Below are 12,339 nucleotides of genomic sequence, written 5' to 3'. Positions count from 1 at the left end.
GACCCGGCCGGGGCGGGCCGGGTCGCCGGACGGGTGCTCAGCTCGCGGCGATCTTGCCGGCGATCGAGGCGGTCATCTGGTTCCACAGCGCGGTGGGGTCGCCCTGCTGGTTGACGAGCGCGACCTCGGTGGCGCCCCAGTCGGCCCAGACGGTGTCCATCGCGGGGATCGACGGCATCGGGACGCCGTCCTTGCCGACCTCGGCGAAGCCGCCGACGATCGGGTCGTCGCCGATCTCGTCGAGCGCCGACTGCAGCGCCGGGGCACGACCGCCCGCCTCGTACATGGCGAGCTGGACGTCCTTGGTGCCGAGGTAGTTGACGACGAACTCGTTCGCGAGGAGCGCGTTCTTCGACTTCGCGGAGATGAAGAAGCCCTGCACGCCGACGAACGGCTGCGACGGCTGGCCACCGGCGGACGGCACCTTCTCGATGCCGACGTTGATGCCGGCGCTGACGAAGTCGCCGACGTTCCACGGACCGGTGATCATGTACGGCGCCTGGCCGTTGATGAACGCCTCCTTGGCGACGTCACCCGAGAGCGACGTGTTGAGGACGCCCTCGGCGCCGAGCTTGGCGACGTACGCGGCGAACGCGCGGCCGCCGTCGGAGTCCATCGCGAGCTGCGACGCGTCGTACGCGCCGTCGGCGTCGGTGCCGAAGACGGGGGCGCCGAACGACGTCTGCAGCGGGTACATGTGGTACGGGTCGCCGGTCTTCTCGTCCTGCTGGATGAGGACCGAGTACTGCGTGCCGGCCGCCTTGGCCTGCGCGACGAGCTCGTCGAACGAGGCGGGCGTGGCGTCGGGGACGAGGTCCTTGTTCTTGACGAGCGCGATGTTCTCGACGGAGTACGGCAGGCCGTACAGCGTGCCCTCGTAGCTCATGGCCTGCGTGGAGACGGGGAGGAAGTCCTCCGCCTTGTCGCCGAGCTCGATCGGCGCGACCACGCCGTTCTGGACGAGCTTGCCGAGCCAGTCGTGCGCGCCGACGATCACGTCGGGGCCCTGGCCGGTCGGCGCCTGCGAGATGAAGTCGTCGCGGATGTCGCCGAAGTCCTTCTGGACCAGCTTGACGGTGACGCCCTTCTCCTTCTCGAAGGTGGTCGCCACCTCCTTGACCGGGCCGGACCGGGTGTCGTCCACCCAGACGGTCAGGGTGCCGGCGTTCGCCGCGGACGACTCGGACGCGTCGTCCGTCGTCTCGCCGGACGAGCCCGAGCACGCGGCGAGCGTCAGCGCGAGGCCGAGGGTCGCCGCGACGACAGGGATGCTCCGTCGCATCGTGTCTCTCCAAGGGGTGCAGAGGGAGTGCCCGCTCCGGCGGTGCTCCCACCGACGCTGGCCTGGTGCGACGGAAAGTTACGTCGTTGCACCGCGCGTTGCAAGTCGTTACGGTAACTTTCAGGCAACGGTTGCAGCGGCGTCACGAACGGGCTCGCCTCGACCACGAACAGCCCAGGACGAGGAGGTCCCGTGTCCCTTACGCTGCCACCCGTGCGCACCCGTCTGACGGACCTGGCCGAGCAGGCCGGCGTCAGCACGGCGACCGTGTCACGGGTACTCAACGGCAAGCACGGCGTGTCGGCCCAGGCACGGCAGGCCGTGCTGGCGGCCCTCGACGTGCTCGGCTACGAACGCCCCGAGAAGCTGCGCACCCGCTCGGCCGGCCTCGTCGGCCTCGTCGTCCCCGAGCTCTCGAACCCCGTGTTCCCCGCGTTCGCGCAGGTCATCGAGACGATGCTCACCGAGCGCGGGTACACCGCGGTGCTGTGCACCCAGTCCCCCGGCGGGACGACCGAGGACCAGTACGTCGAGATGCTGCTCGAGCACGGCGTCGACGGCATCGTCTTCGTCTCCGGCCTACACGCCGACACCACCGCGAGCAAGGAGCGGTACCACCGGCTGCGCAGCCGCGGGCTGCCCGTGGTCCTCGTCAACGGCTGGGCCGAGGGCGTCGACGCACCGACCGTGTCGACCGACGACGCCGCCGCGCTCGACCTCGCGTTCCGGCACCTCACGTCGCTCGGGCACCGCAGCATCGGCCTCGCGATCGGCCCGGACCGCTTCGTGCCCGCGCGCCGCAAGCGCGAGGAGTTCGCGGTCAACCTGCAGCGGCACCTCGGCGTCGACGACCCCGCCGGGCACGTCGTGTCGACGCTGTTCACCGTCGAGGGCGGACAGGCCGCGGCGCTCGACCTCATCGACTCCGGGCACACCGCGATCATCTGCGGCTCCGACCTCATGGCGCTCGGCGCGATCCGGGCCGCCCGGTCCCGCGGGCTGTCCGTGCCGGGCGACGTCTCCGTCGTCGGGTTCGACGACTCGCCCCTCATCGCCTTCACCGACCCGCCGCTCACGACCGTGCGCCAGCCGGTCCAGGCGATGGGTCACGCCGCGGTGTCGGCGCTCGTCGCGGAGATCAACGGGACACCTGCGTCGCGCACCGAGCTCAAGTTCCACCCCGAGCTCATCGTGCGCGGCTCCACGGGCGCCGCCCCCGCGCACGCCGTCGCGACCGGCTCCCTGACCACCGGAACCCCGGCGGACGGTCCGGCACCCGCCTGACCGGCAGGCTTGCCGGACCCCGGCAGCCGCTGCCTACCCTGGTCCGACCCGGAGCCTTCGCGCGGCCTCGCGGCCGTCTTCCGCACCGCTCCTCCGGCGACGACGCCTCCCCTCCCCAGATCCACCCGAAAGAGGCATGCCCGCATGACGACGCTCGACTCCCGGCCCCTGCACACCCTCGTGCACGCCCCCGGCTCCCCCGACGCCGAGTGGTGGCGCACCGCGGTGATCTACCAGGTCTACCCGCGGTCGTTCGCCGACGCGTCGGGCGACGGTGTCGGTGACCTGCCCGGCATCACGTCGCGCCTCCCCCACCTCGCCGAGCTGGGCGTCGACGCGGTCTGGCTGTCGCCGTTCTACCGTTCGCCGCAGGCCGACGCCGGCTACGACGTCGCCGACTACCGCGACGTCGACCCGCTGTTCGGCACGCTCGACGACTTCGACACGCTGCTCGGCCGCGCCCACGAGCTCGGCATGCGCGTGATCGTCGACCTCGTCCCCAACCACACGTCCGACGAGCACGCGTGGTTCGTCGAGGCCATGGCCGCCGGCCCCGGCTCGCCGGAGCGCGAGCGCTACCTGTTCCGCGAGGGGCGCGGCGAGCACGGCGAGGAGCCGCCGAACAACTGGCAGTCGATCTTCGGCGGCCCCGCGTGGACCCGCACGACGAACGCCGACGGCACGCCCGGCCAGTGGTACCTGCACCTGTTCGACTCGCGGCAGCCCGACCTCAACTGGGAGCACCCCGAGGTCCGCGCCGAGTTCGAGGACGTCCTGCGGTTCTGGCTCGACCGGGGCGTCGACGGCTTCCGCATCGACGTCGCGCACGGCATGGTCAAGGAGCAGGGCCTGCCCGACTGGGACGGCCACGTCTCGATGATCGAGGGCGTCGACGAGGTCGACGGCCACGAGGCCGTGCCGGCCGAGGCGGACGACCCGTCGCGCGCCGACGAGGTCACCGGCTCGGGCAACCGCGGCCCGATGTTCGACCAGGACGGCGTGCACGAGATCTACCGCGCGTGGAACCGCGTGCTCGCGCAGTACGCGGGCGACCGCGCGCTCGTCGCGGAGGCGTGGGTCGAGCCGCTGTCGCGCCTCGCGCTGTACGTGCGCCCGGACGAGATGCAGCAGGCGTTCAACTTCGCGTTCCTCGCGACGCCGTGGGACGCACCGCAGCTGCGCGACGTGATCGAGGCGTCGTACGTGACGGCCGACGGCGTAGGCGCGCCGACGACCTGGGTGCTGTCGAACCACGACGTCGTCCGTCACGCGTCGCGCCTGGGTCTGTCCGTGCCGGGCTCGCGTCCCAACGGCATCGGCGTGGGCGACGAGCAGCCCGACGAGGCCCTCGGCCTGCGCCGGGCCCGCGCCGCGACGCTCCTCATGCTCGGCCTGCCCGGCTCGGCGTACCTGTACCAGGGCGAGGAGCTCGGCCTGCCGGACCACACCGCGCTCGACGACGACCTGCGCCAGGACCCGGCGTTCTTCCGCACGGGCGGTGCCGAGCGCGGGCGTGACGGCTGCCGCGTCCCGCTGCCGTGGGCGGCCGGCGAGGAGGGCTTCGGCTTCTCCCCCACGGGCGTGACCTGGCTGCCCCAGCCCGCGTCGTGGGCGGCGTACGCGCTCGACGCCCAGCGCGGTGTCGCCGGCTCGACCTACGAGACGTACCGCGCCGCGCTCGCGACGCGCCGGGCCGAGCAGCTCGGCTCGGGCGGCCTCACCTGGGCGACCGGCCTCGGCGACGACGTCGTCGCGTTCGTCAACCGCGAGGTGCTCGTCGTCGCCAACCTCGGCACCGAGCCCGTCGTGCTGCCCGCCGGCACCGAGGTGCTCCTGGCGTCGGGCGACACCGCGACCGACACCGACGGTGCCGTCCTCGTCCCGTCGGACACGACCGTGTGGGTCCGCGCGACCGCCTGAACGCACCGCCCGCGCGACGCGGGACCGTCGACCGCCCCGCGGGGGTGCGCCCCGACCCCGGGGGCACCTCCCGGGGCGGTCGTGCGTCGGTCGTCCGTGGTCCGCCCGCGTCGCGCACGGTCTGCGAGCGGGACCGGGACGTCAGGCGGTCGCGGCCGCCGGGCCCGCCGGCAGGCTCGTGCTCGTGCCCTGACCGCGCCGCGGGCGTGGCCAGGGCCTCGAGGAGCCGGGGACCTCGTCCGCGCCCGGGTGCTCGTCAGGCGACGGGCGCGTCGGGGTGCTCGCCCGTGAGGTGCACTGCGAGCACCGCGACGTCGTCGCCGCGCTCGGCCGAGTCGAACCGGCCGAGCAGCACGTCGCACAGCTCGCCCGGGTCGAGGGTGCCGGCGTCCGCCACGACCTCCGCCATGCGCGCGAGCGAGTCGGCCATGTGGCCCGAGCGGCGCTCGAGCAGGCCGTCGGTCACCAGGACCAGCGTGCACGGGCCCGACGGCGGCACCGTCGTGGTGCGCCGTTCGCTCGGAAGCCGCACGCCCAGCAGCGGCGACGACCCCGTGAGGTAGCGCGCGCCGTCGGCGGACACGAGCAGCGGCGGCAGGTGCCCGGCGTTGACGACCTCCATGCTGCCGTCGCCAAGGTCCACCACGGCGACGCACACCGTGACCAGCTCGGGGTGGCTGCGGATGAGCAGCTCGTTGAGCAGGTCGAGCGCGCGGGCCGGCGGGTGCCCCTCGACGAGGTAGGCGTGCAGCGCGAACCGGAGCTGCGCCATGACCGTCGCCGCGCGCAGCGAGTGGCCCTGCACGTCGCCGATCACGACCGCGACCTTGCCGTCGGGCAGCTCGAGCGCGTCGTAGAAGTCGCCGCCGACGCTCAGCTGCGCGTCGGACGCGCTGTACCGGGCGGCCATCCGGATCCCGGGCGGGGTCGGCAGCGCGTGCGGGAGCATCGAGCGCTGGAGCGTCAGGGCGATGTGGTGCTCCTGCGCGAACGACCGGAGCGTGCCGATCGCACCGGTCAGCGCCTCCCCCAGCTGCTGCGCGAGGTCGGCGTCGTCGGGGCCGAGCGGACCGTCCGGCACCGCGACCGCGAACCCGCCGAGGTGCCGCCCGGACGCGTCGTGCAGCGGCGTGACGTGCCAGCCGGTCGCGGGGACGCCGGCACGGTCGAGCATCTCGCGCCACACGCCCGGGGTGTCCTGCGCGGCGACCGGGTAGGGGTGGTCGGCGTCGGGCTCGGCCGCCGGGGCGAGGAGCCGCCCGCGGACGACCGCACGACCCGGCCCCGGGCTCACGACCCGGGTCGCCATGCCGTCGACCGCCGTCGCGACGACCACGACCGGGGCACCGAAGACCGTCGCCGCCCCCTGCGCCGCCGCGGCGACGAGGTCGTCGAGCGAGCGCGCCGAGCCGAGCGGGACGACCGCCGCCGTGAGGTCCGCGAGCCGGCGGGCGTGCTCGGTGATGCCGCGACGGGCCCGGTGCGAGCGGCACAGGCCGGCCACGGTCGCGAGGAACTCGTCCCGGTCGAGCGGCTCGACCAGGTAGGCGTCCGCGCCGCGCTCGAGCCCCGAGGTGCGGGCCCGGGCGTCGATGCTCGTCGCCGACACGTGCACGACGGGCACCGCGGTGGCCGGGTCGGCCTTGATCACCTGGCACACGTCGAAGCCGGACATGTCGGGGAGGTTGACGTCGAGGACCACGGCGTCGTGCCCCGCGGCGGCGTCCAGCGCGGCCCGGCCCGTCGCCGCCTCGGTCACCTGGTAGCCCGCCCGGCGCAGCCAGCTGGCCATGACGTACCGGTGGGCCTCGGTGTCGTCGACGACGAGCACGCGCGCGGTCGCGTCGGTCATGGTGCGACCTCCGTCGCACCGGCCGTCCCGGTCGCGCGGCTGAGGACGTCCGCGAGACCGTCGGCGTCCAGGGCCGTCTTCGCGACGAACGGCACGCCCGCGACCGGTGGCTCGTCGAGCGTCGACATGAGCACCACCGGCAGCGTCGACCAGCGCGCGTCCGCGCGGAGGGTGTGCAGGGCCGCGACCCCGTCGACGCCGGGCATGCGCACGTCCATGAGCACCGCGTCCACGGCCCCGGCGGCGATCACGTCGAGCGCCTCGGCGCCGTCGCGTGCCTCGACGACCTGGGCCGCCGAGGGTGCGAGGAGACCGCGCACGACCGCGCGCGCGGCGTCGTCGTCGTCGACGACGAGCACGCGTCCGAGCGCCGGGGCCGTCGTGCGCTCGAGCGTGAGCGTGAACGTGCTGCCCTCGCCGACGACGCTCGCCACCTGGAGCGACCCGCCGAGCGCCTCGGCGACGCGCCGCGCGTACGGCAGGCCCAGGCCCGTTCCCTTGGCCGAGGGCTGCAGGCGGTTCGGCACCTGGAAGAACTCCTCGAACACCGTCTCGAGGTGCTCGGCGGGGATCCCGATGCCCGTGTCCCGGACGGTGACGACCACGACGCCGTCCTCGGGCACCGTGACCGCGACGTCGACCGCGCCGGCGTCCGTGAACTTCACGGCGTTGGTCAGCAGGTTGCGCAGCACGCGGCCCAGGAGGTCGGGGTCGGTGTGGAGCTCGACACCCGTCGGGACGTCGACGTGCAGGGCCACGCCGGGCCGCAGGAGCGGGCGCACGGTGCCCTGGAGGTCGCCGAGCAGCGCCGCGAGGTCGACGCGGACCCGGTGCACGTGCTGCCGTCCCGACTCGGCGCGCGCGAGGTCGAGGAGCTCGTTGACCATGCCGAGCAGCGCGCGTGCGCTCGAGTCGAGGTAGCCGACCTGGATGCGCTGGTCCTCGTCGAGCGCACCCTCGGCGAGCAGCGACGTGAGGCCCAGGATCGAGTTGACGGGCGCGCGCAGCTCGTGGCTCACGCTGCGCAGGAAGCGCGTCTTGGCGTCGTTGGCGGCGGCGAGCTGACGTCCGCGCTCGTCGAGCTCGGCGTAGAGGGCGACGACGCCGCTGTTCGTCTCCTCGAGCTCGTCGGACAGCTGCGTGTACATCGCCATGACGCCGCGGTTGGTCTCCTCGAGCTCCTCGTTCGCGCGCACGAGGTCCTGCTCGCGGGCCGCGAGGGCCTCGAGCGCACGCACGAGCTCGGTGTTCTGCACGCGCAGCTCGCCGAGCGCGTCGGCGGCGCGCGGACGGGACAGCGACGCGCGGACCTCGTCGAGGCGGGCGGGCGACACCGCCCGCGCGTCGGGCAGCGCCTTGCGCAGCACGACCGTCCGGCTGCCGTCGGCGTCGGACGTCACGTCGACCCGGTCGACGAGCCGCTGCGCGGCCGTCACGCCGGTGACGTCGCCGCGCCCACCCCGCGCCGGACGACCGAGGACGTGCACCACGAGCTCCGGCGCGCCGGGCGCACCGTCGACCTCGAGCACCGCCAGTCCCCCCGCGGTCCCGGCGACCTCGCGGCCGACCTCCGACAGCGCCGTGGCGAGCCGCACCTGGTCCTGACCGTCGAGACCGAGCAGCCCGCCGGCCTCACGACCGACCTGGCGCAGCAGCACGACGTCGCCGTCGGTGAGGAGCTCGACCGTGCCGAGCCGCCGGACCGAGGAGCCGCCCGTCACGCCGGCACCGCCGCGCCGGCGCGGGCCACCACGACGCTCGCGTCGTCCCGCCGCACCCCGAAGTCGCGCAGCAGGACCGCGGCCACCACGAGCGACGTGCGCGCGAGCAGACCCGGGTAGCCCGCGAGGTCGTGCCGTTCGGTCACGCCGTCGCTGTGCAGGACGACGAGGCCTCCGGGCGGCAGCGGGTACACGGCCTCGCGCAGCGTGCGCGCCTGGGCGCCCGCGATCCCGGGGTGGCTGATCATGCCCCGCCGCGCGGCCCCGTCGACGACGACGCCCGCGATGTTCCCGACGCCCGCGTACCGCACCTCACCCGGGTCGAGCCGCGCGACCGCGACCGCCGCCCCCCGCGTGCCGGACAGCGCCCGGTGCACGGCGGTGAGCAGCGCGAGCGGGCCGCCGGGCGCCGCACCGCGGAACGCGCGCACGGCCTCGGTGCTCGCCGCGGCCGCGAGCGGACCGTGCCCCAGCCCGTCGGCGAGCATCACGGTGAGCACGCCGTCGTCCGTGCGGATCGCGTACGCGTCCCCGCACACGTCCTGGCCGGTCATCGGCCGGGTCACGCCGACCGCGGTGGGGATCCCGGGCAGTTCGGCGTCGACGTCGGCGAACGCGGCCGTGATCACCGTGCCCGAGCCGGGCCGCGACCAGATGTCCCACGACGTCGCGAGCCGCGACAACGTGCCGAGCCCGATGCCGAGCGTGCCCGCCGACGACACGCCGTCCGTGAGCGACGCGGCGACGTTGACCATCCCGGGGCCGGAGTCGACCGCCACGGCCTCGACCACCGGGCCGGCGGCGGCGTGCCGGACCCGCAGCAGGAGCGAGCCGGAGCCCGCGTGGTTGATCTGGTTGCCGGTGAGCTCGGCGACCACGAGCGCGATCTCGCCGGCGCGCTCCTCGGACATCCCGACGCGACGCGCGAGCGACGCGGCGGCACGGCGGGCGGTGCCCGTGGCGCTCACGTGGTCGACCGTGAACCAGGCGACGTCCTCGACGGTGCCGTCCGCACTCACCGCGACCACGAGGCGATCACCACACGCGTGCCGCGCCCCGGTCCCGTGTCGATCTCGAAGTGCTCGACGAGCCGCCGCGCACCCGACAGGCCGAGCCCGAGCCCGCTGCCGCTCGTCCAGCCGTCCGTCATCGCGAGGTCGAGGTCGGGGATGCCTGGGCCCTCGTCGCGGAACTCGACCCGCACACCCGTGCGCCGCCCGTTCGACTCGACCGACAGCACGGCCTCGCCGCCGCCGCCGTAGATCAGGGTGTTGCGTGCGAGCTCGCTCGCGGCGGTCACGAGCTTCGTCTGGTCGACGAGCGACAGCCGCGCGCCCTGGGCGAGCCCGCGCACGGCCTGGCGCACCCGCACGACGTCGCCGTCGGTCGTGATGGCGAGCCGCTCGGACGTCACCGGGTCGGCTGTCACGCGGGCGCGTCCGGGGCGAGCGCGAGGAGCAGCTGCTCGGGGGCGACGTCCTCGTCGTCGGGCTGCAGGAGCCGCAGGCCCTTCTCGACGTCGAGCGCCGTCCGGACGCCGTCGAACGACAGCCCGAGCTCGACCATCGTGATCGCGACGGCGGGCCGCATGCCGACGACCACCGTCGTCGCGTCGAGCACGCGCGAGATGCCGGCGATCGAGGAGAGCATCCGGCCGATGAAGCTGTCGACGATCTCCAGCCCGGAGATGTCGATGAGGACGCCGCGGGCACCGGTCTGCGTGATGCGCTCGGCGAGGTCCTCCTGGAGCTGGAGGGCCGACTGGTCCTGCAGGTCGACCTGGATCGAGACCAGCAGGGTCGAGCCGATCTTGAGGATCGGGACGCTGTCCATCAGGCCCCCGCGACCGCGCCGGCGGTGCGCGCGCTGCCGTTGGCCCGCAGGGCCGCGACCAGGGCGTCGGCCAACGTCGCCTTGGTGCGGATGTCGCCGAACTCGATGCCGAGCGCGACGATCGTCTGCGCGATCTGCGGGCGGATGCCGCTGATCGTGCACTCGGCACCCATGAGGCGCGCCGCGACGACCGTCTTGAGGAGGTGCTGCGCGACCTGCGTGTCGACCGCGGGGACGCCGGTGATGTCGATGATCGCGTGCTCGGACCCTGTCTCGACGAGCGTCTGGAGCAGCTTCTCCATGACGACCTGCGTGCGCGCCGAGTCGAGCGTGCCGACCAGCGGCACGGCGACGATGCCCTCCCAGAGCTTCACGACAGGCGTCGACAGCTCGAGCAGCTGCTCGGCCTGCTCGGTGATGATCCCCTCACGCGCGGCGGCGAACGACTCGAACGTGAACAGACCCAGGTCGTCGACGAGCCGCAGCAGGGCGGCCACGTCGTCGACGCGCTCGGTGTCGCCCCGGCCGGCGAGGTCGTAGAGCCCCTCCTTGAGCGCGAACACGCCCACGGCGGTCTCGCGCGGCGTGAAGCCGAGTCGCGCACGCGTCGCGGACAGGTCGCTCAGGAGGCTGCGCAGCGAGTCGAACGAGGGGGCGTCGAGCCGCTCGCCGCCCGCGAGCAGCCCGCCCACGAGCGCGTCGAAGATGTCGGTCTGCTCGCGCTCCGCCTCGGCACGCGTGATGCGGCCCTGCAGCTCGGTGACGACACGGTCGAGCCAGGCGGCGCCGATCTCACCGCGCCTGTCCTGGAGGATCGCGGCGAGGCGGGCGGCGTCGGCTGCGGGCATGCGGAACTCCGATCGGGGACGTGTCGCGACGCTCGGACGAGCGCGAGGCGGCGGCGCCGTGACTCTACAGCGCCTGGTCGGGGGGACCCCGACGTGGGTGAGGTGTCCCCCGTCCGGCCGCGCGGGCGGCTCGTCAGCCCGTGCGGCCGACGTGCCACGCCTGCGCGGCGTGCGGAGGGACGTCGACGGTCGTGCGGCCGTCGACGACGCGGGTGCGTGCGCAGTCGTCGGTCGTGCCCGTCAGGACGTCACAGTAGTCGCCGTCCGGGAACGACGTGACGAGCTCGGTGCGCAGCGGCTCGTCGCCCGCGTCGACGACGACGAACCCCAGGCGTGATCGACTCCCCCGCACCGCGGATCACCTCCTGCACGACGTCGGTGCCCTCGGGGAGCGGGTCGAGGACGGCGGCGACGTCACGGGCCCGCGGAGTCGTGCGTGCACGGCGTCCCGGCCCAGCCGGTACCCGGCTCGCCCTGCCCCGTCATGTGGTCGAGCACGGCGTCTGCCCAGACGTCGACGCCCGCGTCGTGGCACGACGCGACCATGTCGGCGAACTCCTCGCGGGTGCCGAGCCGGTACTCGAGCCGGTGGCTCACGGGCTGGTACGACGTCCACCGTTCCCCGCCCAGGACATGCTCCTGCGGTGGCGCGGGTGTGCCGTCGTCACCACCGTCGCAGGCCTGCAACGAGTTGCAGCAGGTTTCCGAACGCCTCACCCTGGCGTTGCCGCGCCCCTACGCTGGCCACGTGCCGCGCGTCCTCGTCACCGGTCCCGCCTCGTGGAACACCACGATCCGGCTGCCCGTGCTGCCCGAGCCGCGCAGCGCGACCGTCTTCGCGACCGCCGCGCACGACGGCCTCGGCGGGACGTCCGCGGGCAAGGCGCTCACGCTCGCCGCACTCGGTCTCGACGTGACGCTCCGCACCGTCCTGGGCGACGACGAGCACGCACCCCGCGTGCGCACCGCGCTCGACCACCCGCGCGTGACCCTGCGCGCCGAAGCCGCCGCCGACGGGCGCTCCGAGCGCCACGTCAACGTCCTCGCCGACGACGGCGCACGGCTGTCCCTGTACCTCGCGCTGCCGTCGCCCGCCCGCGCCGTCGATCCGGTCCCCGACGACGTCCGCGCGCTGCTCGACGGCGCGGCCGCGGCCGTCGTCGACCTCGCCGACCACAGCCGGCCCGTGCTCGCCGCCGCGCGCGCCGCGGGCGTCCCCGTGTGGTGCGACGTGCACGACGACGACGGCACGGCCACCGGGTACGCGCGCCCGTTCGCGCAGGCCGCCGACGTGCTCCTCGTGAGCGCCGACCGGCTCGCCGACCCGGCCGCGTACCTCGACGCCGCGGTCGCGCGCGGGGCCCGGCTCGCGGTGTGCACCGCCGGCGCGTCCGGTGCGATCGCACGCGACGCCGACGGCTGGTGGGACGTGCCCGCCGCGCCCGTCGACCGCGTGGTCGACACCGACGGCGCGGGCGACGCGTTCCTCGCCGGCCTGCTGCACGGCGTCCTCGACGGACTGCCGCACCCGGCCGCGCTCGCCCGGGCGTCCGCGTGCGGCGCGCTCGCGGTCGGCACGCCGGGCGTCGGTGCCGCGCT

12 protein-coding genes are annotated in these 12,339 nt (G+C 74.6%); 3 read left to right on the top strand and 9 right to left on the bottom strand.

Translation table 11 applies throughout. The features are described 5' to 3' along the window. Positions 1-37: 37 nt before the first annotated feature. The gene (locus CTKZ_RS14830) at positions 38-1,282 is read right to left on the bottom strand and encodes a sugar ABC transporter substrate-binding protein (RefSeq protein ID WP_124343665.1); all 1,245 of its coding nucleotides are present in this window, start codon (positions 1,280-1,282) and stop codon (positions 38-40) included. Between the two features lie 213 nt (positions 1,283-1,495). On the opposite strand from CTKZ_RS14830, the gene CTKZ_RS14825 reads away from it, so the two are divergent. Then, a complete protein-coding gene (locus CTKZ_RS14825; RefSeq protein ID WP_235843501.1) occupies positions 1,496-2,566 on the top strand; it encodes a LacI family DNA-binding transcriptional regulator in 1,071 nt (356 codons plus the stop codon). Between the two features lie 144 nt (positions 2,567-2,710). Beyond that, positions 2,711-4,486, top strand: coding sequence for a glycoside hydrolase family 13 protein (locus tag CTKZ_RS14820; protein ID WP_124343663.1), 1,776 nt, complete (start codon positions 2,711-2,713; stop codon positions 4,484-4,486). A gap of 256 nt (positions 4,487-4,742) precedes the next feature. Here the strand turns inward: CTKZ_RS14820 and CTKZ_RS14815 are convergent, their stop codons facing one another. The 8 genes from CTKZ_RS14815 to CTKZ_RS14780 all read right to left on the bottom strand — a co-directional run bounded on the left by CTKZ_RS14815 (position 4,743) and on the right by CTKZ_RS14780 (position 11,337). Further along, complete coding sequence (locus CTKZ_RS14815) at positions 4,743-6,338, bottom strand: fused response regulator/phosphatase (protein ID WP_124343662.1); 1,596 nt, start codon at positions 6,336-6,338, stop codon at positions 4,743-4,745. Next, positions 6,335-8,059, bottom strand: coding sequence for an ATP-binding response regulator (locus CTKZ_RS14810; protein WP_124343661.1), 1,725 nt, complete (start codon positions 8,057-8,059; stop codon positions 6,335-6,337). The genes CTKZ_RS14815 and CTKZ_RS14810 overlap by 4 nt, the downstream gene beginning before the upstream one ends. Further along, positions 8,056-9,078: an ATP-binding protein gene (locus CTKZ_RS14805; RefSeq protein WP_200829761.1), complete on the bottom strand. Its 1,023-nt coding sequence runs from the start codon at positions 9,076-9,078 to the stop codon at positions 8,056-8,058. The genes CTKZ_RS14810 and CTKZ_RS14805 overlap by 4 nt, the downstream gene beginning before the upstream one ends. Continuing rightward, positions 9,075-9,488 carry an ATP-binding protein gene (locus CTKZ_RS14800; RefSeq protein WP_124343660.1) on the bottom strand — a complete coding sequence of 138 codons (414 nt, stop codon included), beginning with the start codon at positions 9,486-9,488 and terminating at the stop codon, positions 9,075-9,077. The genes CTKZ_RS14805 and CTKZ_RS14800 overlap by 4 nt, the downstream gene beginning before the upstream one ends. Next, on the bottom strand, positions 9,485-9,892 hold the full coding sequence (locus CTKZ_RS14795) for an STAS domain-containing protein (protein ID WP_124343659.1): 408 nt from the start codon (positions 9,890-9,892) through the stop codon (positions 9,485-9,487). The genes CTKZ_RS14800 and CTKZ_RS14795 overlap by 4 nt, the downstream gene beginning before the upstream one ends. Next, entirely contained in the window at positions 9,892-10,740 is an 849-nt protein-coding gene (locus CTKZ_RS14790; RefSeq protein WP_124343658.1) for an STAS domain-containing protein, read from the bottom strand. The genes CTKZ_RS14795 and CTKZ_RS14790 overlap by 1 nt, the downstream gene beginning before the upstream one ends. 133 nt (positions 10,741-10,873) lie before the next feature. Beyond that, complete coding sequence (locus CTKZ_RS14785; RefSeq protein ID WP_124343657.1) at positions 10,874-11,092, bottom strand: alpha amylase C-terminal domain-containing protein; 219 nt, start codon at positions 11,090-11,092, stop codon at positions 10,874-10,876. 62 nt (positions 11,093-11,154) lie between these two features. Further along, positions 11,155-11,337 carry a hypothetical protein gene (locus CTKZ_RS14780; protein ID WP_124343656.1) on the bottom strand — a complete coding sequence of 61 codons (183 nt, stop codon included), beginning with the start codon at positions 11,335-11,337 and terminating at the stop codon, positions 11,155-11,157. 151 nt (positions 11,338-11,488) lie between these two features. Between CTKZ_RS14780 and CTKZ_RS14775 the strand changes: the two genes are divergently transcribed. Beyond that, the coding region (locus CTKZ_RS14775) for a carbohydrate kinase family protein (RefSeq protein ID WP_124343655.1) at positions 11,489-12,339 on the top strand (851 nt) is incomplete at its 3' end.

The sequence above is a fragment of the Cellulomonas algicola genome, from assembly GCF_003851725.1.
GTDB lineage: Bacteria > Actinomycetota > Actinomycetes > Actinomycetales > Cellulomonadaceae > Cellulomonas > Cellulomonas algicola.
Note: the sequence above shows the minus strand (reverse complement) of the source record. Positions and strands in the feature narration are given on the sequence as shown.